At 48.3% G+C, this 22,198-nt stretch carries 22 protein-coding genes; 12 read left to right on the plus strand and 10 right to left on the minus strand.

Translation table 11 applies throughout. The annotated features are described in order from the left end of the window. The first annotated feature begins 76 nt into the window (after positions 1-76). The 8 genes from GC097_RS06545 (at position 77) to GC097_RS06580 (ending at position 7,653) form a co-directional block, all read left to right on the plus strand. Entirely contained in the window at positions 77-1,180 is a 1,104-nt protein-coding gene (locus GC097_RS06545; protein WP_246294005.1) for an HpcH/HpaI aldolase/citrate lyase family protein, read from the plus strand. Beyond that, a complete protein-coding gene (locus GC097_RS06550; RefSeq protein ID WP_246294006.1) occupies positions 1,125-2,558 on the plus strand; it encodes a phosphoribosyltransferase family protein in 1,434 nt (477 codons plus the stop codon). Before GC097_RS06545 ends, GC097_RS06550 begins: the two co-directional genes overlap by 56 nt. Further along, entirely contained in the window at positions 2,513-3,646 is a 1,134-nt protein-coding gene (locus GC097_RS06555) for a cysteine protease StiP family protein (protein ID WP_246294008.1), read from the plus strand. The genes GC097_RS06550 and GC097_RS06555 overlap by 46 nt, the downstream gene beginning before the upstream one ends. After that, entirely contained in the window at positions 3,643-4,479 is an 837-nt protein-coding gene (locus tag GC097_RS06560) for an HAD family hydrolase (protein WP_171682531.1), read from the plus strand. The genes GC097_RS06555 and GC097_RS06560 overlap by 4 nt, the downstream gene beginning before the upstream one ends. Then, positions 4,476-5,498: an ATP-grasp domain-containing protein gene (locus tag GC097_RS06565; protein WP_171682532.1), complete on the plus strand. Its 1,023-nt coding sequence runs from the start codon at positions 4,476-4,478 to the stop codon at positions 5,496-5,498. The genes GC097_RS06560 and GC097_RS06565 overlap by 4 nt, the downstream gene beginning before the upstream one ends. A 272-nt stretch (positions 5,499-5,770) precedes the next feature. Beyond that, a complete protein-coding gene (locus tag GC097_RS06570; RefSeq protein ID WP_171682533.1) occupies positions 5,771-6,379 on the plus strand; it encodes a sigma-70 family RNA polymerase sigma factor in 609 nt (202 codons plus the stop codon). Positions 6,380-6,414: 35 nt separating this feature from the next. Next, a complete protein-coding gene (locus GC097_RS06575) occupies positions 6,415-7,059 on the plus strand; it encodes a pentapeptide repeat-containing protein (RefSeq protein WP_171682534.1) in 645 nt (214 codons plus the stop codon). 27 nt (positions 7,060-7,086) lie between these two features. Continuing rightward, on the plus strand, positions 7,087-7,653 hold the full coding sequence (locus tag GC097_RS06580; RefSeq protein ID WP_171682535.1) for a 5' nucleotidase, NT5C type: 567 nt from the start codon (positions 7,087-7,089) through the stop codon (positions 7,651-7,653). A gap of 1 nt (position 7,654) precedes the next feature. Here GC097_RS06580 and GC097_RS06585 read toward each other — a convergent pair whose 3' ends face one another. From GC097_RS06585 to GC097_RS06600, 4 genes are read right to left on the minus strand one after another with little or no spacing between them, the layout of a single operon-like run. Continuing rightward, entirely contained in the window at positions 7,655-8,956 is a 1,302-nt protein-coding gene (locus GC097_RS06585; protein ID WP_171682536.1) for an MBL fold metallo-hydrolase, read from the minus strand. Next, entirely contained in the window at positions 8,953-10,611 is a 1,659-nt protein-coding gene (locus GC097_RS06590; RefSeq protein ID WP_171682537.1) for an ABC transporter permease, read from the minus strand. The genes GC097_RS06585 and GC097_RS06590 overlap by 4 nt, the downstream gene beginning before the upstream one ends. A gap of 24 nt (positions 10,612-10,635) precedes the next feature. Beyond that, on the minus strand, positions 10,636-11,730 hold the full coding sequence (locus GC097_RS06595; RefSeq protein WP_171682538.1) for an ABC transporter substrate-binding protein: 1,095 nt from the start codon (positions 11,728-11,730) through the stop codon (positions 10,636-10,638). A gap of 34 nt (positions 11,731-11,764) precedes the next feature. After that, positions 11,765-12,727 carry an ABC transporter ATP-binding protein gene (locus GC097_RS06600; protein WP_171682539.1) on the minus strand — a complete coding sequence of 321 codons (963 nt, stop codon included), beginning with the start codon at positions 12,725-12,727 and terminating at the stop codon, positions 11,765-11,767. A gap of 167 nt (positions 12,728-12,894) precedes the next feature. Here GC097_RS06600 and GC097_RS06605 point away from each other — a divergent pair, with 167 nt between their 5' ends. Together GC097_RS06605 and GC097_RS06610 are read left to right on the plus strand one after the other, a co-directional pair. Next, the gene (locus GC097_RS06605) at positions 12,895-13,794 is read left to right on the plus strand and encodes a LysR substrate-binding domain-containing protein (protein WP_171682540.1); all 900 of its coding nucleotides are present in this window, start codon (positions 12,895-12,897) and stop codon (positions 13,792-13,794) included. 107 nt (positions 13,795-13,901) lie between these two features. Then, positions 13,902-14,765 (plus strand): hypothetical protein, encoded by an 864-nt coding sequence (locus tag GC097_RS06610; protein WP_171682541.1) that lies wholly within the window; start codon positions 13,902-13,904, stop codon positions 14,763-14,765. A gap of 1,063 nt (positions 14,766-15,828) precedes the next feature. On the opposite strand, the gene GC097_RS34145 is transcribed toward GC097_RS06610, so the two are convergent. Further along, entirely contained in the window at positions 15,829-16,296 is a 468-nt protein-coding gene (locus GC097_RS34145; protein ID WP_246294010.1) for a transposase, read from the minus strand. Continuing rightward, a complete protein-coding gene (locus GC097_RS34150) occupies positions 16,296-16,739 on the minus strand; it encodes an IS110 family transposase (RefSeq protein WP_246294012.1) in 444 nt (147 codons plus the stop codon). The genes GC097_RS34145 and GC097_RS34150 overlap by 1 nt, the downstream gene beginning before the upstream one ends. Positions 16,740-17,175: 436 nt before the next feature. Here GC097_RS34150 and yunB point away from each other — a divergent pair, with 436 nt between their 5' ends. Beyond that, positions 17,176-17,967, plus strand: a complete 792-nt coding sequence (gene yunB / locus GC097_RS06620; protein WP_246294014.1) for a sporulation protein YunB — start codon at positions 17,176-17,178, stop codon at positions 17,965-17,967. Between the two features lie 9 nt (positions 17,968-17,976). Here yunB and GC097_RS06625 read toward each other — a convergent pair whose 3' ends face one another. Then, a complete protein-coding gene (locus GC097_RS06625) occupies positions 17,977-19,026 on the minus strand; it encodes a M23 family metallopeptidase (protein WP_171682864.1) in 1,050 nt (349 codons plus the stop codon). A gap of 116 nt (positions 19,027-19,142) precedes the next feature. Between GC097_RS06625 and larC2 the strand changes: the two genes are divergently transcribed. Next, positions 19,143-19,628, plus strand: a complete 486-nt coding sequence (gene larC2 / locus GC097_RS06630; protein WP_171682542.1) for a nickel pincer cofactor biosynthesis protein LarC2 — start codon at positions 19,143-19,145, stop codon at positions 19,626-19,628. Positions 19,629-19,655: 27 nt separating this feature from the next. Here larC2 and larC read toward each other — a convergent pair whose 3' ends face one another. From larC to larE, 3 genes are read right to left on the minus strand one after another with little or no spacing between them, the layout of a single operon-like run. Continuing rightward, positions 19,656-20,540 (minus strand): nickel pincer cofactor biosynthesis protein LarC, encoded by an 885-nt coding sequence (gene larC, locus GC097_RS06635; protein WP_171682543.1) that lies wholly within the window; start codon positions 20,538-20,540, stop codon positions 19,656-19,658. A 10-nt stretch (positions 20,541-20,550) separates the two neighbouring features. Then, on the minus strand, positions 20,551-21,327 hold the full coding sequence (larB, locus tag GC097_RS06640) for a nickel pincer cofactor biosynthesis protein LarB (RefSeq protein ID WP_171682544.1): 777 nt from the start codon (positions 21,325-21,327) through the stop codon (positions 20,551-20,553). Then, positions 21,324-22,172, minus strand: coding sequence for an ATP-dependent sacrificial sulfur transferase LarE (gene larE / locus GC097_RS06645; RefSeq protein WP_171682545.1), 849 nt, complete (start codon positions 22,170-22,172; stop codon positions 21,324-21,326). The genes larB and larE overlap by 4 nt, the downstream gene beginning before the upstream one ends. Positions 22,173-22,198: the final 26 nt, after the last annotated feature.

Genomic DNA, 22,198 nt, shown 5'->3' on the forward strand with positions numbered 1-22,198 from the left:
TGTATTCATACAAATGAAACAAAGTCAATCCCTCCTCTATGGAGGGATTGTTTATTCCGAAGAGGGGGGAATCTCATTGAGATACTTTAACTATGTCACGCCGGATGAAGAAAAAGCTTTATTTTATTTACCTCCCACCTCCTTCTACAATCATTCAGACAAAGAAATCCTGGCTTCCTCGGTTGGAGCCGCCCTTTACATGCCAGCCACACGCCCCACAATTGCCGAAGATATTGCTTTTGGAAAAATTGAGGGCCTCGTTTCCGCTATTTTCGATCTGGAAGATGCGGTCGGCGAGAATGAAGTACATGCCGCGGAAGAATCGCTGATCCATCAAATGAACAAGCTTGCCGCATTCATCGAACTTGGCATTCTTCGTTCGGATAATCTACCGTTATTATTCGTCCGAGTGAGAAGCGCAAACCAACTAAATTATCTAATAGAACGCTTGGAGGAGAATGTGGCCATTCTGACAGGCTTTGTTTTCCCGAAATTTACGGCGGAGAATGGCGAGGCGTATTTTCAAATTCTTGAAAATTATAATGATGAAAAGTCGTCCGCTTCCCCGACGTTATACGGTCTTCCCATTTTGGAGTCAGAGGCTATTATTTATAAAGAATTCCGTTATCCATCGCTTCAAGCGATCAAAGAAATTGTTGAGAAGTATAAGGATTTGGTTCTTAACGTCAGGATCGGCGCTACCGATTTCTCCAGTTTATATGGTTTGAGACGTAGTCCGGACATGACCATCTATGATATTGCCCCAATTCGGGATTGCGTGTCCGATATTATTAATGTATTTGGGCGCATGGACAGCTCTTATGTGATTTCGGGTCCGGTGTGGGAATATTTCCCTAGGAAAGGTTTGATTCGCGAAGTCATCATGGACAAAGAGAATGGCCTGATCGGCAAAACGATCATTCACCCTACGCATATTAAACCCGTTCAGTCTCTTTATACTGTAACCCATGAAGAATATGTCGACGCCACAAGCATCATTGCCAAAAATAATGGCGACTATGGCGTAATCAAGAGTCAATACGGCAATAAGATGAATGAAATCAAACCTCATCTCAACTGGGCAAGGCGTATTATGTTACGATCACAAATTTATGGGGTGCTGCATGAACAACAACAATATTTCGGATTATTGTCCATCCAAGACCGAGCGTACGTATAAAATTGCAGGAGACTTAGAACTGCAAATCGATGTCACCTCCAACCCCTTTGATATTCCACTGGATCGCTTGTTTGAAATGGCTGCAAGAATAAATAAGAAACGTTCATTTCTTTTTGTGAGTAAAGTACTAGGCAAGCATATTCCGGTTAATCCATATACGTCATTATTGAGCGGGGTTTCACTGGGATTGCTGCTGCAGCAGGAGCTGCAAGGCAATATGCCTAGACATTTATTATTGCTGGCAATGCAGGGAATTATCAATCCTTCCCAATCTTATGAAGCGTATCATGAAGTAATGTCCCATCGCTTATCTCTTCCTCAATCGATTCTGTTTATTGGATTTGCCGAGACTGCAACGGCTATCGGACATGCCGTTTTTCAGACTTTTAGAGCTAATTGCCATTATATTCATACTACACGCGAAATCATTGAAGAGTCGGAATCTATCCTTCATTTCAGCGAGGAACACTCCCATGCAGTCGCTCATTATTGCTATGCCAAAGATCCTCAGCTGTTCACGAACGCCGAAACGGTTGTCCTCATTGACGATGAAATTACGACAGGCAAAACCTCACTCAACATTATTCGAGATATGCAGGCAAAGTTTCCGAAAAAGGTGTACTACATCCTTGCTTTGCTTGACTGGAGAACGGAGTCGGATCAGCAACAGTTTACGAGGCTGGAGCAGGAATTAGATATCTCCATTCATGTGCTTTCCCTAGTTAAAGGCGAAGTGAAGGTTTCCGGTTCTTCCGAAAGCTTAACGCCGGGAGTGCCGTCCCTTCCTGATGCCGATCCAACCGTTCCGGTAGATGTGATCTACGTGGACCGCTTATTTGTTCACCATTCCACTACGGACAAGCGTCCCTATTTATTGCACAGCGGCAGGTTCGGTCTAACCCCTCAAGATGAGGAGCAATCAGCTATAGCCATTACGCAGACGGCGCAGCAATTAAGGCAGACACGTGTTGGAGCTAATACGCTTTGTGTGGGCACGGGAGAATTTATGTACATCCCCATGCGAATTGCAGCGGAAATGGGGGCGGGAGTCTCCTATCAATCGACGACGAGAAGTCCTATTCATACGATTGATCGGGAAGGTTATGCGGTGAAATCAGGTTATCCGTATCTTTCACCGGAAGATCCTGAGGTTACTCATTTCTTATACAATATCCCGGTAGGGCTGTATGACGATCTTTATTTCTTTATGGAAAGAGAAGCAGATCCGTCTTCTATGCTCCCGATATGCCAAATTCTCAAAACGCGCGGTGTGCAGCGGATTCATCTTGTTATGTTCTCTCCTCAAACCGTGGAATGGAAGGAGGGGGAAGTATGGAAGATTGGCGAATCCGGCCTATCCAGGAGCCTGTCCAGTTAGGCAGCTATCCAGCGTCAGATGTCACTTTTTTGTTGAAGGATTTAAGTGCGATTCCGCTTGAACAATCAACGGATGATAGGGAGCGGGCTATTCAATCCGGCACGCATTATTCAGAAATGCTCCCGGTCGAGCAGCAGCCTGCAGCGGATTACCTGGCGTTATATCACGAAACGCTGCGGCTATCGGCCAAGAAAGTGGCCCTAGCTGTCGGTACGACGGCGGAGATGATTCGGAGCAACAAAGGAGCGAACACGGTTCTGGTCTCTTTGGCCAGGGCAGGCACGCCAGCGGGTATTCTCATTCGCCGTTATCTGCTGGAGATACATCAAACCGACATGCCCCATTACAGTATTTCAATTATCCGGGGGAAAGGCATCGACGAAAATGCGCTAATGTACATTCTCCAAAAGCACCCCGGTGCCAAGCTTCAGTTCGTGGACGGCTGGACGGGCAAGGGAGCTATCCGTAAAGTGCTTTCGGAAGCGTGCAGTAAAATGGATCGAGACTATGGCATCAAGCTCGACGATGATTTGGCGGTGCTTGCCGATCCCGGCCAATGCGCCGAAATGTTCGGAACGAGGGAGGACTTTCTGATTCCGAGCGCCTGCCTGAACGCACCGGTATCCGGCTTGATGAGCCGAACGGTCATGCGGGAGGATTTAATCGGGCCGCATGATTTTCATGGCTCCAAGTTTTATAAAGAGTGGTTGGAACAGGACCTCTCCAATCATTTTATTTCGGCAATCGTACCGTTTTTCTCCGAGATCGCGAGAGAAGCGGAGCAGATTGCAGTCGACTTCACCGAGCAGCCTCCTTCGATGTCCTGGAAAGGACTACGTGATATTCAAGCCATACAGAACGAGTACGCCGTTGCGGACATCAACCTCATTAAACCAGGGGTTGGCGAGACTACGCGCGTGCTGCTCCGCAGAGTGCCTTGGCGTATTCTAGTCGACAGGTTGGACAACCCGAATATCCGTCATATCTTGCATTTAGCCGAAGCGAGGGAAGTGCCGGTTGAAGTGTACCCCGGGCTCACGTATTCCTGCTGCGGAATCATTAAGTCTGTGAAAGGAGACGCCGAATGATATTTGCCAGTGACTTAGATCAGACGCTGATTTACTCGCAGCCGGAAGATCGCGCAACAGAGCTGGGCAGCCGGATTCTCATAGCCGAACTCATTGACGGTAAAGTGAGATCTTATATGTCAGCAAATTCTTATCATAGGCTCCAAAGCCTGATGAAGGAGCTTACCTTCATACCGGTCACAACGCGGACGTTGAAACAGTATGACCGCATTCATCTCATCAGCCAAATGCTGCAACCTGCCTATGCCGTTACAAGCAATGGCGGAAATATTGTCCTTAACGGGCAGCCCGATCCTGAATGGCATAGGGCGATACTTGCGCGCGTGCAGGACTCAAGCGTCCACGTTGAAGAGGTCCGGAAGCTTATGGATCAAGTGCTTCATTCGGATTGGGTTATTTCCTCCACCTATTGCGATGATTTGTTTTTCTCTCACATCGTAGAGCGCGATAAGATCCCGCAGCTGGAAATGCGCGAGCTGAGCGAGGAGCTGCAGCGTCTGGGTTGGACGACATCCATTCAGGGGAGAAAGGTCTACATCGTTCCTAAAGCCGTTAATAAACGCGATGCCGTCGCTCATCTGAAGCAGATCATCGGGGATGAGAAGATCGTCGCATCGGGAGACTCCCTGCTGGATCAGATTCTGCTAGATTTTGCTGATTACTCCTTGGCTCCACGGCATGGCGAGTTGTTCCGCCAGGAGCAGCTCCAGGGCACAGGCGCATATACGTTCACGGAGGAATCGGGCATTTTTGCGACAGATGAAATTATAGAATATGTACAGGCTGTTCATAACAAGCATAATCCTGCCTTCAGGATAAAGGAGTCCTCATGAAAAAAGTATGGTTTAACCGTTGGTTTTCAGTCGCTTATCACTATATGAACAGCATTCGCAACAATGAGGATGGCAGGCAATTTAAAATGTATGCGACCCATCCAGACCGCAGCCATATGGCCCTTCAGGCGGCTGATTTTGCCGATACGGAGCCTGTGCTAAACGATGACGACTATGTGGAGTTCGCGCTGGACTTTTGTAAAAAGCACGGCATTGACGTGTTCATTCCGAGATTGCATATGTACGCGATTGCCAAGCATGTGGAGGAGTTTGAAAAGGCAGGCACCAAGGTCACCGTTTGCCGCGATCTGGCGCTATTGGAGAATCTGTTGGAGAAACAGAAATTCTATGAAGCCATTCGGGATAAAAATATCCTCGCCATTCCCGACTATCATGTTGTGAACACGGCTGAACAATTCATGAACGCCTATGACGCGCTCACGCAGGCAGGCCATCAAGTCTGTATGAAACCGACCAATGCCGAAGGCGGCATGGGCTTCCGAATTATTAGCAACGAGCGCAACGCCTTGCAGGATCTGTTTGGAACAGTGACCCCCTATCTATCGAAGGATCAGGCCTATCAGGCTCTGTCTACAGTGGATCGCTTTAACGACCTGATGGTGATGGAACTGCTAGGTGGCCATGAATACAGCATAGACTGCTTAGCAACAGCATCGGGTGAGCTGCTTGCTGCCGTACCTCGCCGCAAAGCGGACGGACGTCTGCGCTTGCTTGAAGAGGTGCCGGAGCTGATCGAGATTGCGCATCGAATCGCTGCTGCATACCGGATCCCTTTTAACTACAATATTCAAGTCAAGTACAATCAGGGCGTTCCCAAATTGCTCGAAATTAACCCGAGAATGTCCGGAGGACTGCATGTAACGTGTTTATCCGGCATCAATTTCCCCTATTTAGCGGTGAAGTCGATTTTGGGCGAACATGTCGGCATCCAAGAGCCCAAGTACGGCCTGCTAGCCAGTCATATTGAAAAATATATGATTATGGATCTGGGCGAATAAAGGCGAATAAAATAAGCTGCCCGTCATATCTTTGAATAAGGCGATCAAACTATTCAAAGAAGGTGCGCAGCATGATGATAGGCGGGATTATACTCTTTGGAATTATCGTCGTGCTCATTGTCGTGGCAGCCTCTGAAAAAGCGGAATCCATATCCAAATTTATCGAAAAATAGTCACCTATGAAACCTGTAAAGGTTTCTTTTTTTTGATTCGATTTGGTAGAATATAAGATAGAGTCGAAAAGACGGTAGTTAAGATAAAGGAGCTGTAACATGCTGCAACTAAGCGATAGTCAGCTTGCAACAATGTGGGCTCAAGGGGATTCTAAGGCATTTAGCCGGCTTCTTGAGCTGTATAAGGACAAGATTTACCGATTGGCTTTTCGGATGCTGAGGAACAAATCGGATTCGGAGGACGTCGTGCAGGAGACGTTTCTTCGGGCGTATCAGCATTCGCATCGTTTTGACACGAGCAAAAATTTCTCTACCTGGATTTTTAGCATCGGTAAAAACGTGGCCATTGATTTGTTACGCAAAAAGAAGTCGGAGCTGTCCATGGATACGAGTCCGCATTCGTTTCAAGACGCGCTGCCTTTTTATGATAAGTTAACCAGCCGTGAGAAAACGCCTGAACTTCAATTAATTGAGCAAGAAACTGCCGAACAAGTGGAGCAAATGATACGTGATCTGCCGGATAAATATAAGACTCTGATCGTGTATAAGTATTTTTTAGATATGTCATTAGAAGACATTAGTAAAGAAGTGAACTTACCGGTTACAACGATCAAAACAAGGCTGTTTCGGGGCCGGAATTACATCAAACGCAAATGGGGTTCGTTGTTCTTCATGCTGCAGAGCCTGACATCGGTTATCATATTTTAACTTTTCTTCATTCCAGCAGACAGAGGAGTATTCCAATGAGCACTTCCAAGATTGAAGCACCAAAAATGCCGAAAGAATTGCCATCGATATCGCTCCCCGAAGAAGGGATGGATTCGGAAGACAGCTTTCATACAGGCTTGATAAGCGATTGTACGATTGATAATCAGAAAGCTTCGAAAGTTGCATTTGATAAAATTATTTTTCGCAATGTAACCTTTACGCGAATTGCCATGAAGGACATTGAACTGACGGATGTTATTTTCGAGAAATGCGATTTATCCAATGTTGATTTCGGTCAAGCTACGATTCACCGGACTGAATTTAGAAATTGCAAAATTATGGGGATGGATATGACGGAAGCGACCATCCGAAATGTGTTATTCGATTCCTGCTTGGGGGATTATGCTAATTTCCGAATGGCTAATTTCCGGCAAGTTGCATTTCAAGAGTGTTCGCTCTTGAGTGCCGATTTCTATGAGACAACGCTGCAGAAGGTGCAGTATGAAGCTTGTAAGCTGGACCGGGCTCAATTCTCGGGCGCTAAGCTGGCAGGAATTGATCTCAGCTCCTGTGACTTCACAAGTCTGGGCGTAGGCGTGGAGGATTTGCCCGGCTGCATCATTTCCAGAGGACAAGCTTCCGTATTTGCAAGTCTGTTTGGGCTTATACTAAAGGAATAAAGGCAGCAGCGAAATGAGGAGGCAGGCGTGAAATTTGGTTTTGATATTGATGATACGCTCATTAATTTAAGAGAACATGCTTTTCATATCTATAATCGCAAATTGCAACAAAATATTGGTTTGGACGTGTTTCATGCGTTAACGACGATGGAGATTCACGAAGCATTCGGGTTGACGAAAGAAGAGGGAGGGAAGCTCTGGATGAGCCTCCGCGATGATATTTACTACTCGGACTGCGCTCCCTTTCCGCATGCACGTGAATTTCTACATGAGCTAGTTAAGCAGGGGCACGAGGTATACTATATTACGGCAAGAGCGAAAGAGCATACGGAGCGCACGCGAGAGTGGCTTATTCAAAATGGATTTCCCGTTACGGAAGGACATTTTTATTGCGGGATGAGCGATACTGAGAAAGTGCATATTATCGAGGCACTGGAGCTGGACTACTATTTCGATGATAAACCGTCTGTGCTCGCGACCTTGTCTCAATTGCCGGTGAAGGCGTATGTGAAAGACCGGTCTTATAACCGGCAGCTTGATTTGCCGCGGATAACTTCCTGGGAACAGTTTATGGAAGAGCTGAAATCTAAGTGATTTACAGATTTACCGTGTCGCCTGGTCGAGCGGAAAGTAAATACTTAATACCTTCAGATGCCAGCTGCTCAAGCAGGGCATCTGTTTCTTTTTTTGGGGCATGTACGAGAAGCTTAAACGGACTGTTCAACGATTGCGCCATTTTACGCACATCGGGCATTCCCTGATGTATTTTGTAACGAATCATCTTCATTTGGCATCCGCGCTCTTCATCGCTCATAGCCAGAAGCCGCTGCCCCACCGTGCCCATCGCGACGTGTCCGGTTAGCACGATGCCGTTCGCCAGTTTCCTGCGCCACTTCTCGTAATACCATCTGGACTTGGCAGATTGCATCATCCCGTCGCTCGTAAACCAGATGGCTGTCCGGGATTGGGCCAGATCCTCGTTCAATTGCCGCTGGCGTTGATCTTCGGTATGGATCACTTCAAAGCAGCCGCTGCTTAAAGCCTCTCTGAGGACACTCTCCATGCCTGGTTTCAGCCAGCTGGCGTGCTCAAGCATGAGCTCCATGGCTTGAATAAGCTCTGCTTCGACGCGAATCGGCGTATCAGGGAAACGCTCCTTCATAAGAAGCTGCAGATCCTGTCCCCGGCCGCAAACAGGTACGGGCAGCAGAAGCTGACCACCCTCCTTTAGAATCCCTTCGGCTGCAGAGAAAAGCTTCTCCAGCTTATCGGATTGATACTCCGTATCGGTACTATAAGCGGCATCGATAATCGCCCCGTTTAAGGCAATACTGCCGTTCGTAAGGTCCCCTGGTATATCCGTTCCAAGCAGATGAGCATCTTCGCTGTAGTCTCCAGAATAAAACAAACGTTTCCCTTCTATTTCCAGAAGCAGCCATACCGACCCCAGCATATGTCCGCTTCGTCCCCAACAAATGCGAAGTTCAGGGGCTAGTTCGATCCATTGCCGGGGCGGAGCTTCATCTTCGATGTAAGCAAACTGGATACGAGCGATATCCGTTTCATCATAGGGGAGTTCTCCGCCTTGCTGTTTAACGTAGTTCCCCCAAGCGGCATAATAAGAGGGAAGCTGCTGCGCAGTTATTCGGGTTGTCCATACTTTGCCGGAATATCCTAATTTGTATAGCCAAGGGATTGCGATAGAGTGATCTTCATGCGCATGAGATAAAAAAACAGCGTCCAATTCCGCGACTCTGTCCGGATCGATCAACGGATATTCCCCGCATCCTTCACGCTTTACACCGCAATCGAGCATAATGCTCGTCTGTTCATTGCCAATCCAATAACAGGAGCGGCCGTGTTCGCCGGCACCGCCCCATACGTTCAATTGCATCATTCCACATTCCACTTTCTGTTCGTATTCATGTTGTTCACGATAAGCAGCAGGATGGTTGTAAGACCGACAGAAACGACGGCCATCGCCATGCCGAGCGAGATTTGACCTTGTTCAAATTGCGCGAAAATGTAGGTAGCCGACGTTTGCATGGACGGCGGCAGCACCATCAGCGAGGCGACAAGCTCTCGGAGCGAGATGGTGAAGGTCATCATCCAGCCGGCGATAATACCCGGCAGCAGCAGTGGCAGGACAATACGCCGGAACACGTACCAGGGCTGCCCGCCGAAGACTTGCCCGGCTTGCCGCAGGGATTCGTCCAGCTGCCCGTTGCGTGCCTTGACGTATTGCACGGTGTACGGCAGGAAGAACACCACGTAAGTGAGGACGACCATGCCGTAGGTGTTATAGAGATGCAGCGGCATCCAAGGCGCATTCCATAACATAATGAGTCCGACAACCAGGACCATATCAGGGACCGTGTTCGGCAGCAGGCTGAACATGTCCGTAACGCGCTGCGGCAGCCGCTTGGCGCGGCCAATCGTTAAGGCGAACCAAGTGCCAAGCGCGGCTGCTAAGCAGGCGGCGAGCAGGGCGAGCCCCAGGCTGTTCATCAGCGCTTTCATGCTGGGTGAGCCCCATTTGAGCAGCTCGCCGTAATGAAGCAGCGTCATGTTGTTCCACGCCAGCCCGCCTCCCCGGAGCTTCATTAGCGAAGCCGAAATGATGGAGAAATACGGGATGCCGATGGATGCGGCGAGAAGCAGAGCCACATAGAGCCAGGCTAGCGCGCGTTGCCAGCCGAGGTAGCCGACGATTTTGTCACGAGAGCCTTTGCCGCCGACAAGGTTATAAGAATTCCGGCGTACAACAACGGACTGTATGTACCAAAGCACAAGACAGGCTAGCAGCAAAAGGGACGCCAGCGAGGTTGCTTTGCCGAAATCTACCGGCCAACTGGAGATTGAGGCTTGAATTTCGGTCGTAAGCACGAAATAGCCGATGCGTCTGCCGAATGTAGCCGGTGTACCGAATTCGGCCAATGTTTTGACGAAAATGAGCAGAGCGCCCATGACATAACTAGAGAAAACAAGCGGCAGCATGACGCGGCGAAGCGAATACAGGAAGCTTGCCCCATGCACGGCGGCCGCTTCTTCTTTGTTGCTGCCAATTTGGAGAATGGCATTACGCAGAATCAAATACAAGAACGGAAACAAATGGAGACTCATAATCGTAACCATCCCAAATAAGCTAAAGAAATGGCTGCTTATCCAGGTTGCACCGGGAAACAATTGTTCGAGATAGCCGCGCGGCTGCATAAATAAAATCCATCCCATGGAGCCGATATACGGCGGAGTCATGAAAGGAATGAGCAGGACAATATCCAGCCAGCGATGCTTGCGGAGCGGCGTTTTGGCCATGATCCAAGCTAGGGGCAGAGCAAGCAAAGTACTTCCAACGACAACCCAAATCCCGAGCATCAAAGAATGGCTGAATACACCGGTCAAATCTTTCTCCAATACGACTCGAATAGGGGCCAATAAGTCTAAGGAACCTTTCACCCAAACACTTTTGAAAAATACAAATAAAAGAGGAAGGACGACCAGCATCGCCAGAAGCAGCAATGCCAGAAGCGTCCCCGTACGTTTGAAAATCATGTGGTCGTCATCCCCGTTCGGAGCTTACTTTTTGAACAATTGTGTGAATTTCTGTGTGACACCGGCTTGATTATCATTCATCCAGTTCCAGTCGACTTTAATAGCAGGAATGTCTTTCGCACTTACTCTTCCTTGTACTTGGATATCGCTGCGGCCGGAAAGCAGGTAAGCATCGGTAACCATTTTTTGGGCTTCGTCGGAAAGCAGATATTCAATGAAAGCTTTAGCGCTATCGACATTTTTACTCGTTTTCATGATCATGGCCGGCCGTGGTGAGATGACCGTTCCGCTTGCCGGATAAATCAGATCGATAGGCTCGCCCTTCGCTTTGGACGCATAAGTCATATAGTCAACGCTCGCCATCACGATGCTTTTAGCTCCGGAAATTACAGGATCCATAGCTTCTTGGTTAGCGCCTGCAATAATAGCGCCATTGGCTTTGACTTTACCAAATAAATCCCAGGCAGCATCGCCGTTTTTATTCGCATAGCCGGTCATGAAATCGAGGGCGGAACCGGATTGAGCAGGATCAGGAATGTTTACTTTATCCTTCCACTCAGGTTTCGTCAGATCGCTCCATTCTTTCGGAGGGTTTGTAACGGTTTTGGTGTTATAGGCAATGCCCAGTGCCGAAAGGCTGTAGCTAAAATAATTTCCGTCCTTATCGGAGTAGTCGGAGATTAGTTTGTCGGCATTTTTAGCTTCTTTGAAAGGCAGGGTTAGTCCGCTTTTTGTCATGCCAATAGCTGAAGGGAGCGAGGCCAGAACGACAACGTCAACGACCGGATTTGCTTTTTCGGCTTCCATACGAGCTAAGATTTTACCGGTGGTACCTTGAAACATTTCGACTTCCACACCTGTTTTAGCCTGAAACCCTTTTTGAATTTTGGTAGCGAGATCAGCAGGACCTGCACTGTATACAACAATTTTTCCGCTTAGCTTTTTCGCTTCAGGCGTTGGTGTCGCCGTTGCGGCCGTTGAAACAGCCGGAGTTGCTGCAGCTGGGCTTGCGTTGGAAGTCTTGTTTGCCGTACCGCAGCCTGTTAAACCTACGCCTACTAGAACGGACATCAAAGCTAAAGTACTCATTTGCAAGTTTTTTCTCATTTTCGTTTTCATTGGAAATACACCCTCTCAGTTTTTTTACTATTCACTACAGTTCATGGATCTGCTCTTGTGAGATATACAGCGTTACGTTTTCTCCTATGGTCAGACGTGATGGATGATACGCCATCCAAACATCATGATCACCAATCCTCACACTGATTTCGTAGCGTTCCCCCATATAGCTGACGGCTTGGACCACGCCTGAATAAACTAGGTCTTGGTCCGTCAAGCGTTCCCAGCGGATGTGCTCAGGGCGAATGAGTCGCTTGTCCGTTTCCAGCCAATTCGTTTTGCCGATAAAGCGGGCCGTGAAGGGGTGAGCAGGCTTGCGATAAATGACTTCGGGAACGTCTTTTTGCAAAATGACCCCGCTTTGCATAACGACGATTTCATCCGACATGGACATGGCTTCCGTTTGGTCATGCGTCACATAAACCGCCGTGAATCCGATGTTTCGCACCAGATTCATCAGCTCGGTGCGCATTTCTTCCCGCAAAAGGGCATCCAATGCGCTCATCGGCTCATCGAATAAGACGAGTTGAGGCCGAACAACAATGGCCCGGGCAAGCGCGACGCGCTGCTGTTGGCCGCCTGAAAGCTGATGGGGATAGCGCTTCTCCATTCCCACAAGTTGAACTAAATCAATAGCTTCCATTGCTCGCTGACGCCAGTTGGCGGTGTCGCCTTTTGCTTTGAGCCCGAATGCCACGTTTTCCAGGACCGTTAAATGCGGCCAGAGGGCAAAATCTTGAAACACCATGCCGAAATCTCGCCGGTGAACGGGAAGATTAATCCTGCGCTGCTTGGAAAAAAGACAGGCATCACCCAAGTGAATGTCACCATCATCAGGAGACTCTAGACCTGCGATGATCCGGAGCAATGTTGTCTTGCCGCATCCGGACGGACCTAACAAAGTTGTGAATTTCCCTTTGGCAAGGGTTAGTTGAATGTCCTTAAGCGCCGGCGAGGCGCCGAAGGATTTGTTGATACCGCGAAGTTGTAAAGTCATCTCAGGCTTCCTTCCGTTCTTAGGAACTTAAACTTAGTTTAGGCGAACAAAATCAGCGGAGTATCAACTTAAGGTAAAGCAATTGTTAAGTTTTTGTTGGTAAACTATTATTCTTCATAGATTTTTTCTATAATGGTGGGAGCATGAATGATAAGGAGAATCGTACAATGAATTGGAACCTAATTAAGCTTCAAATTATCGAATTGCTGGATAAGCATAAACGAATTACCACCGTTGCCGATCAATTAGGGCTGAAGCAGCCGACTGTTTCATTTCATATGAAAAGCATTGAGCAGGAATTAGGAGTCAGCCTATTTTATTCAAAAGCAGGGAAAGTCCATTTGACGGATGCGGGCCAATCCCTTAACCATTATGCCAAGAAAATTAATGCCCTGGCACAGGAAGCCGAGAGAGTGGTGAAGGAATTCGATGAGAGAGGGAGCGGACACTTGAAAATTGGAGCGAGCTATGTGCCAGGTACGTATGTGCTCCCGAGCATACTTAGCGCCTTTTCCAAACGGTATCCGCACATCTCCATCTCCCTCACGGTCAGGACCTCTCCTGTCCTTCAAGAAATGCTTTTGAATCATGAAATTGATATCGGCATTATGTCGGCTGAGCCATTTCAATGGGCGCCTCTCATTGGAGAAACCTTATGTGAAGACGAATTGGTTTTCTTCTTTAACCCGCAGCATCGGTTGGCTAGACACGCCGTTCTTCATCCTGAGCTATTGCAGGACGTTCCCTTTATTTTGCACGGGCAAGAATCAAGCACGCGAACCATGACATTGAAATGGGCCAAAAGCTTAGGCATTGAACTTAAACCCGTCATGGAGATGGACTCCTTGGAGGCTATTAAGCAGGCCGTCATAACGGGCGATAGCGTCTCGGTTATTTCTAAGATGGCGATTGCCAAAGAGATGCAGCGCGACGAGCTGGTGTATCGTGAAATTCCTCAAAATCCTTTTAAACGCTACATCTTTTTCACGTATAACGAAGACCGGATTCGCTCATCATTCTTTGATAGCTTTTTCCAATATTTGCGCGACTCCGTCCAAAGCGAGTAGACACTTTTACAAAAAACACATGCCCGGCTGACAATCCAATGACAAAACTTCTTTATGCTCTTTTCTGGAAGGGAAACCTTACCAAAAAGGTTAAAGGAGATGAATTAATGTTTAAGAATAAGGCTTTGCAGATGGTCATGGCCATGGTCGTAGGAACAAGCACGCTGGTTGGATTTGGCGGGGCGCCGCAGTCCGTATCGGCTGCAAGCAACATGGTGCCGGATTATGAGGTCAAGCTGCTGCTTAATCCGAATGTCGTGCTGGGCTCGGACTTCAAGCTCACAAGCAGCGTGAAGACTGCGTTTGGCATGCCGGACACCGTAACGAAGATGAACGTTCAGTTTATGGACACGAACGCCAAGGATATTTACAACAACGGATGGAGTCCGCGTATTCGCAAGACAGAGGGAGAGAATGATTTCGAACTCAGTTATAAGAAGCGCTATGCCATCACCGGCGATGACATCAATGGCGCCCTTACGTTAGCCAATCAGGAGGGCTTTAATTCTGGGGATACCGGGTATGAGGCTCAAATCGAATGGGGTTACCAGAAGAAAACATTAAGCATAACTAGAACCAAAAGCGGCAGCAAATCGGGTTATAGTGGTATGGATCTTCCTAATCAAGCCGATTCACGCAGTCTTCTAATCAATAACGCACCAGATAAATTTAATAACTGGGTTTCGAGCGGGTGGGGGACTAGCAAGCTGTCATCGTCGCGAATCTATGGCCCAGTTCTTGCCAAGCGCTCAGTCGGTACGTGGAGTGGTCAAAAATTGTATATTGAAGTGTGGCCAATTCTGAATGCGGCAGGCACAGGAACCGAATATGTCGTGGAAGCGTCCTTCAAAACGAGCAGCCAAGCGACAGCCTCGGCCAAGCATGATGAGCTTATTGCCTATTTGCAGGCAAAAGGATGGTTTCTAGCTCAGGATTCATTAAAAACACAGCTTATTATGGATCGATATTAAACATTTCTCTTTAGAGGCTGTCCCAGAAGCGGTAAACACTGCTTACGGGATAGCCTTTCGTATTATTTGTTGAGATGGAACAACAGGGCCTTATATGCCCCAAATGACCCATTAAGAGCACCAGACCCACCAGACCCACCAAACCCACCAAACCCACCAAACCCACCAAACCCACCAAACCCACCAAACCCACCAAACCCACCAAACCCACCAAACCCACCAAACCCACCAGACCCATCGACTTTAGTTGCAGGTACGAGTGAGTAGAGTTTGCTTTTTTGACGAAGAGGGGGTGGTTTCTACGCTTGGGCAAATTGGGGAACTACAGGGTGCTGATATGAACGAAACCTGCAACTCCTAGCACGGAGTTCCATTTTTAGGCATCACGAAAGTTAGCCTGTCAAGTGCTCTTCTTTACAGGCGGTCTGTTTTTCCATACTAGATTCCGGTCCGGCTGATCATGCCGGACCCTGCCTTACGGCGAGTAATGGGGTGCAGGGGGCGTGCTCCCTGCATTCTTTTTTTGTTTGAAGTGACTCACATACGTCTACATTCCTTGGCACGAAGGCAAAATGGGTTTGGCGCCGGCTGGCACGCTGATATACGTGGATTTTCACAAGTTAATAGATACGACCAGAGAGTTAGTCCTGCTAGCTATTGACGTGCATAAAGCCTTATTTATTCGGCTTTGCACAAGCGGATCTCGCGGATTTGCTCTCTGCCTTGCTTAGTACTTTGCCTTCGAGCCAAAGAATGTAACTCATCTATGACAATCAAACTTCTGGCATCATCATCCTTTTAATTATTTGTGTAGACATGTTAACCCTGAACGGACCAAACCGTTTGATCAAATAATAACTGTTGGCTTCTGTCTCCCCTCCATCTCTTTTGCTATTGCCCATATAAATCCTAACAACTCTCTAGCAACGGCTGTTACAACCGTGCCTCGCTGTTTTCCTCTTGCGGACAAGCGTTTATATTTCTGATGAAGTCGCTTTTGCGCATGCCATGAGATTTCTTGTATGCCAGGACCTAAACCATCTAACCGCTCCCGAAGGGCCCTTCAAATGGCGGGCGAGTGGCGATAACTCCACGCTGTTTCAATTAATACTCTACGAACGTGAGCGTTTCCGGCCTTCGTAATCCCACCTTGCCATCTGCTGCCTCCACTGGATTTTTCACTCGGGACTAATCCCGCGTAGGACATTAATTGCCCAGGATGAGCGAAACGCCCCGCGATTTTTCCTAATTCCGCCGCCAAAGTAGTCGCTGTGATTAACGCGATTCCACGAAGTGCTTGTAAGGCTTTGATCATGGGAGCTTGAGAACTAGAAGCAGCTTGTTTTTCCATTTCTTTCTCGTACCTCGAAATTCGTTGCCCCGCTTCCTGGATACAGTTGCGATATTCCTGAAAGACGATATCTTCACACTCTCGGTCGAAGCGCAGCGTATCTAGCCATTCTTCGTGAGCACGACTCCACGGAGTCTTCCCTTTAGGAAGCAGCAATTGATGCCTGAGTAGAAATTTCATTAACCTTTGTCTACTTCGATTCTGATCTTCGACTGCATCCTCGCGAGCTCGACTAGGTCGCGGAGTGCCTCATCTTCTACAGAGGGCACGTATACCGGGGTTAACTCCCTGGCGCGCCACAATTGTGCAAGGCCAATGGCATCTCTCTTATCTGTTTTTATCCGTGTATTCTTAGTTAAGGTGGTTGGCGCAACAACACTACATTCGGTAAAAAATTCTAGAAACCAGCGCTGAAGATCGAATCCTGTGGGCCCAGCTTCGTAACAAACATCTAGCTTGACGTCGCCTTCTTTGGTTAATTGCTTGATAAGTTTACGAACGGCTTCTTTTGTATGGTCAATACTTCCCCAATATCTGGGCTCATCTCGACCTTCATTCGCAATGGCAAGCACAATTTTATCTTTGGACACGTCTAAACCAACATACTTTATGGTAATACTCATAATAAACCGACTCCTTTTGTGTTTAGCTCTGATTTTGAGCCTGGATTGTTTTACACCACCCAGTGTTCTCAAAATTAACCTACGTATACGCAAAGTGGCAGTCGGTTTCGTTCATTATAACTATTTTGACTGGATGACTGGTTTTATGGCTGAGACGGAACTACAGGGTCTTATATGCCCCAAATAGCCTACAAGTTGCCGGAAATTGATAAAATAGCGGACCATAGTTCCCGCTTACCCCCGAAAGTGCCGATTATTTAGGAAATAGAGGATCATAGTTCCCACAATGGGGGCTGGATCTGGACTTGCCACAAATGTGACAGCGGGATGCAGGCCAATATTTCCTGGGGGAACGGCGTCGTGCCGGGCAGCTTCTTTTTCACTTCATGTCCGCATAAGGTAGTACTAATGACAAGCGGGGCTAGGGGGGAAGGGGATGCTGCAAAGGCGACGGTGGAAAAGCAGACCTACAGGGAAATCGAACCGAAAAAAGGTGCTGTTGATCAGTCTCCTCATCTTTGTCTTATTTTGTGTGCAGTTTTTTATTTTTGTTGAGCGTAACCTGAGACCCCCGCTGATGAATTTAGCGAAAGTCCGCATTAAACAGATTGCGACACAGGCGATTAATAGTGCTATTGCGGATCATGTGGCAGGGAATACGAATGCAGAGCAGCTAATTGACTGGAAAATGGACAAAAACGGGAAGATTACAGGATTCATGTTGAATTATAATGAACATATGCGCATCACCTCGGAAACAATAAAAACGGTGCAAGGCGAGCTTGATCATTTACAATCCATATCCGAGCACGTACCGGTCGGGCAGGCTGTGAATAGCGCGATCCTCTCTTCGTTTGGTCCTGATATTCCGGTCAGGTTTCTGCCGGTCGGCAATGTGAAGGTTGATTTAAATACGCGTTCGCAAAATGCAGGGATTAATATGGTGATATTTGAAGTCTATGTTCGCATTGTTGCTGAAGTATCGGTCATTATTCCTTTTGATTCGGATACGGAAATCGTAGAAACGGAAATTCCCATTTCTTATTCCCTAGTCGTAGGGGATGTTCCAACCTATTACTATGATAACAAAGGTAATCCGGTTGGAGGGAATAAGAGTGCAGGACCGCCCAGCCTGTCGCTTCCTCAGATTCCGAACCTCGGAACAACAACGCCTAAGGACGATGGGGTTCATACGAAAGAAACCACACAAAAAGAGCCGACTCCTTAAGAGTGCGGCTTATTTTTTCTTTTTATTCCGATCTTCGCGCTCCCACTTACGCAGGGAGGGGTACGGGTCGAAGCTCCATTCGGCTAACCCATTATCCCGGTAGAGGCCAAAATGGAGGTGGGGCGGGAATTTCCCAGATGTCCCCGGCTTGCCGTAGCCCGAACTGCCGACCCAACCGATGGTTTGACCGGGTTTGACGATGTCGTTTTCTTTGATCCCTTTTTGAAAACCGGAGAGATGCGCGTAGTAGTGGTAAACGTTGTTAGTGTCACGAATCCCAATTCGCCAACCGCCGTATGGATTCCAGCCTTTCACTTCCACAATGCCGTAACAAGTGCTTCTGACAGGAACGCCATAGCGGGCAAAAAGATCCGTGCCTTCATGCGAGCGGTGCCCTCCCCAGCCGCGGCTGTCGCCCCAAGTGCTGCGATAGGAGTAATCTGCGCTTACCGGCAGCGGGAAGGCATGCTCTCCAAGGTCCAGTGTATCCAGTGTGGCATAAATGGTAGCGAATTGTTTAATCCGTTCAACACTGCGCGAATTTTGATAATAATTCCATAAGTTAATAAGTAAATTTGCTTCTTTGGTCCCGTTTCTACTCATCAGGAAGGCCATCGAAGCCAGTATGTCCAAGTCGTTATTTCGTTCGGCGATCCCGTCCCCCGAGCCGTCCCGGCCGAAGCCGTGGAAGAAGGAAATGCTGTTTGGATTCGTGTCCTTCTGGTCTGGGTTCAGCAAGCCTGCCCAATCCGATTCAGGAAAGTAAATACTCGTAATCCCTTTGTGAACTGGTCTTTTCTTGACGATATTCATTGTTTTTTCGTATTGATCAACAGCTGCCAGATAGAACCAGGGAATATCAGAAAGTATACTCGTTTTTTCAAACAGCTCCTTCCGCTCGGCGTTCAGGTTAGGGTTAACCTTAGCGGCAGATGGGGCAAGTGAATGATCAGAGATTCCGGCTTGGGTTGCAGCTAGGCTTGTGTGTGTTTCTGATTCGGCTGCTGATAGGAGGAGGCAACAAATTAGAACACGCGACCAAAAAGGTTTGCTTTTCATCACTATCGTCCTTCCTGAATTGTTCGTACTTAGGATGTACGCAACGCAGGATGTTTATCCCCACATCTTTCGTTGTTCTCCGTTTTTTGCTATGATGCCTGTATGAGGTGAGCACCGTGAATTTTAATCACAGAGAAGAACATGTGGACGATGGCATGCTGTTGATTCAGGCGAATTTGGACGATATGAACCCGGAGTGGGTTTCTTATATTATGGACAAGCTGTTTGATGCCGGTGCAAACGATGTGTTTGTGGTCCCGATTATTATGAAAAAAGGGCGCCCGGGCATGATGCTGAATGTGCTGGTCCCAGAGGAACGGCTCTCCGTCATGGAGGACGTTATTTTTGGAGAGACAACGACACTGGGCATTCGATATCTGCATGCTTCCTGTCATAGACTGGCTAGAGAGTTCCAACAAGTGCAAACCAAGTGGGGATTGCTAACGATAAAAGTTGGCTATCACCAAGGGAAACTAGTGCAATTCGCGCCAGAGTTTAAAGAATGTGAACAAGTTGCCAAAGCGTATAGCGTGCCTTTGAAAATGGTTTACGAAGAAGCAAGGCTGCAGTTCATGCAGCAGCAAAAAAACGCCTCCTCCTAATGCTTTAAGGAAGAGGCGTTTTTGTTGTTATTGATGGTCATGAGAGTGCGCGTGCGGGTGAGCTTGTGAATGAGAGTGATCATGATCATGGTGGTGATGGTGATCATCATGCGTATGACCATGACTATGGCTGTGCTCGTGAGCCAGGTGTTCATGGCCGACCTGCCATTTCCCAATGAAAGGATCTACTTTACCGACTACGACGCGGAGCACATTGGGTTGATTAGGCAAATCCCGTGTGCCTGCACCATATCCGATTGTATCTACGATCATAGGAGGAAAGCTTTTGGAAAATTCGTCAACGATACCGGAAATAATGCCCGCACCTGTTGGTGTGGTCATCTCCAGGCTGAAGTTGGTAGAGGCGATGGGTAAACCGCGCATCATTTCCAAAGTTGCCGGAGCGGGTACCGGATAAGTCCCATGATCGATATGAATGGTTCCTGAGCCCAGCGGTACAGGAGAAGCAAAGATGCGCTCGATTTGCAAGGAGTCAATAGCCAAAGCTACACCCACGATGTCGACAATGGAGTCGATCGCTCCGACTTCGTGGAAATGCACTTTTTCAACTGGAATACCATGGATTTTCGCTTCAGCGATGCCGATTTTTTCAAAGATGGCTAGGCTGAGGGATGTAACTCGCTCATTAAATCCAGCCTCTTGAATCACTTTGACAATTTCCGAATAATGGCGATGATGCTTTGGAGGATGCTGCGGATCCAGGACCACATCCAGTTTCAGCGCGGAGATGCCACGCTTAATGACGCGTTTCCACTCCAGCATGTAGGGTTCCAACTTGATTTTGGTAAGCTCATCTTCAATATAAGTCCGGTCTGCTCCTGCATCAACCAAAGCGCCGAGAGTCATATCTCCGCTGATTCCGGAGAAGCAGTCCAAATATAGAATACGCATGGTACGGATCTCACGCTCGTTTCGACATATTTTTGTTAATGAGCCCTGCATAATAGCCTGCTCCGAAACCGTTGTCAATGTTCACGACGGAAATGCCGGGAGAACAACTGTTTAACATCGACAACAAGGGAGCCACGCCTGCAAGGTGCGCGCCATAACCGATACTCGTCGGCACTGCGACGATCGGCTTGGACACGAGCCCGCCAACGACGCTGGCGAGCGCGCCTTCCATGCCGGCGACGACCACAATCGCGTTAGCACCGCGAATGAGCTCCAGCCGGCGGAAGAGCCGGTGAATGCCGGCTACGCCCACATCGAACACGCGTTCGACGTGGCTGCCCAGGCATTCTGCCGTAAGAGCGGCCTCCTCCGCCACGGGGAGGTCGGAGGTGCCTGCGCACACGACGGCGATGTAGCCGTCGTGGACTTTCAACATCGGTCGCTTGAACCAAGTGAGCGACCGGGCGGTTTCGTGGTAGGTGACACCTTCCACGGCAGCGACAACATGGGCGGCTTTGGCTGCGTCGACCCGCGTAGCGAGCACGCGGTCGGTGTGCTCCGTCAGCCGCCGGAAGATCGCCTCGATCTGCTCGGCGGTCTTGCCTTCCCCGAAAATGACCTCGGGGAAGCCGGTCCGCTTCTCGCGATCGATGTCCAGCTGGGCAAATCCAAGATCAAGGTTGCCGGGGCCATCCCCGCTGCCTTCCTTGATGATTTGCCTTTTGGCTTCTTCGACGTCCAGATCACCTGTCTGAACGAGCTTCAAAATCTTATCCAAGTCCATCATAAGGATGCTTCTTTCACCTTTTCTTTGGTTTCCTTCGACAGTACTTCGTTCATGCTGCCGGTTCGGTAGCCCTGTAAATCCAACGTTACGTAAGTAAAGCCGAGCTTACTGAACTTTTCATAAATTGCATCACGGTGCTCCACCACTTTATGTATCTCATCCGGCATGACTTCGATCCGGGCAATTTTCTCATGGTGACGCACGCGTACTTGATATAAACCAAGCTGCGACAGGAAATACTCCCCTTCGTCCAACTGGTCAATTTTCCATTTCTCAATTTGCGTTCCGTAAGGAATACGGGAGGACAGACAAGCAAAAGACGGTTTATTCCAAGTGCTCAAACCCAGCTCTTTGGATAGCTGTCTGATTTCGTCCTTGGTCATCCCTGCTTCTTGCAAAGTACTGCGGACCCCTTGCTCATTCTTCGCTTGCAGCCCCGGTCTGTAATCGCCGAGATCGTCCATATTCGAGCCGTCCAGAATGTAGGGGTAACCTAATTCTTTGGCTAATTGCTGCAAATGTGAATATAACCCTGTTTTGCAATGGTAGCAGCGGTCCGGATTATTGGCGACGAAATTAGCGTTCTCCAATTCTTTGACCTCTGTTCTATACAGTGGGACACCGATTTGTTCAGCAAGCTCAACGGCTGCGTCGAATTCCCGCGTTGGGAACGTTTCGGATGCGGCAGTGACGGCTAGAACTTGATCGCCGAGTTCTTGCTGCGCACGCTTGAGGACAAATGTACTGTCTACACCTCCGGAGAAGGCAATCAATACACGGCCCATGCCTCTTAAAATTTCGCCAAGCTTGCGGTCCTTCTCGCGCGTTATTTCTTGTATGCTCATGTTTCTTCCCTCCCATACAGCCTATA

This window comes from Paenibacillus planticolens, assembly GCF_013141725.1.
Lineage (GTDB): Bacteria > Bacillota > Bacilli > Paenibacillales > NBRC-103111 > Paenibacillus_E > Paenibacillus_E planticolens.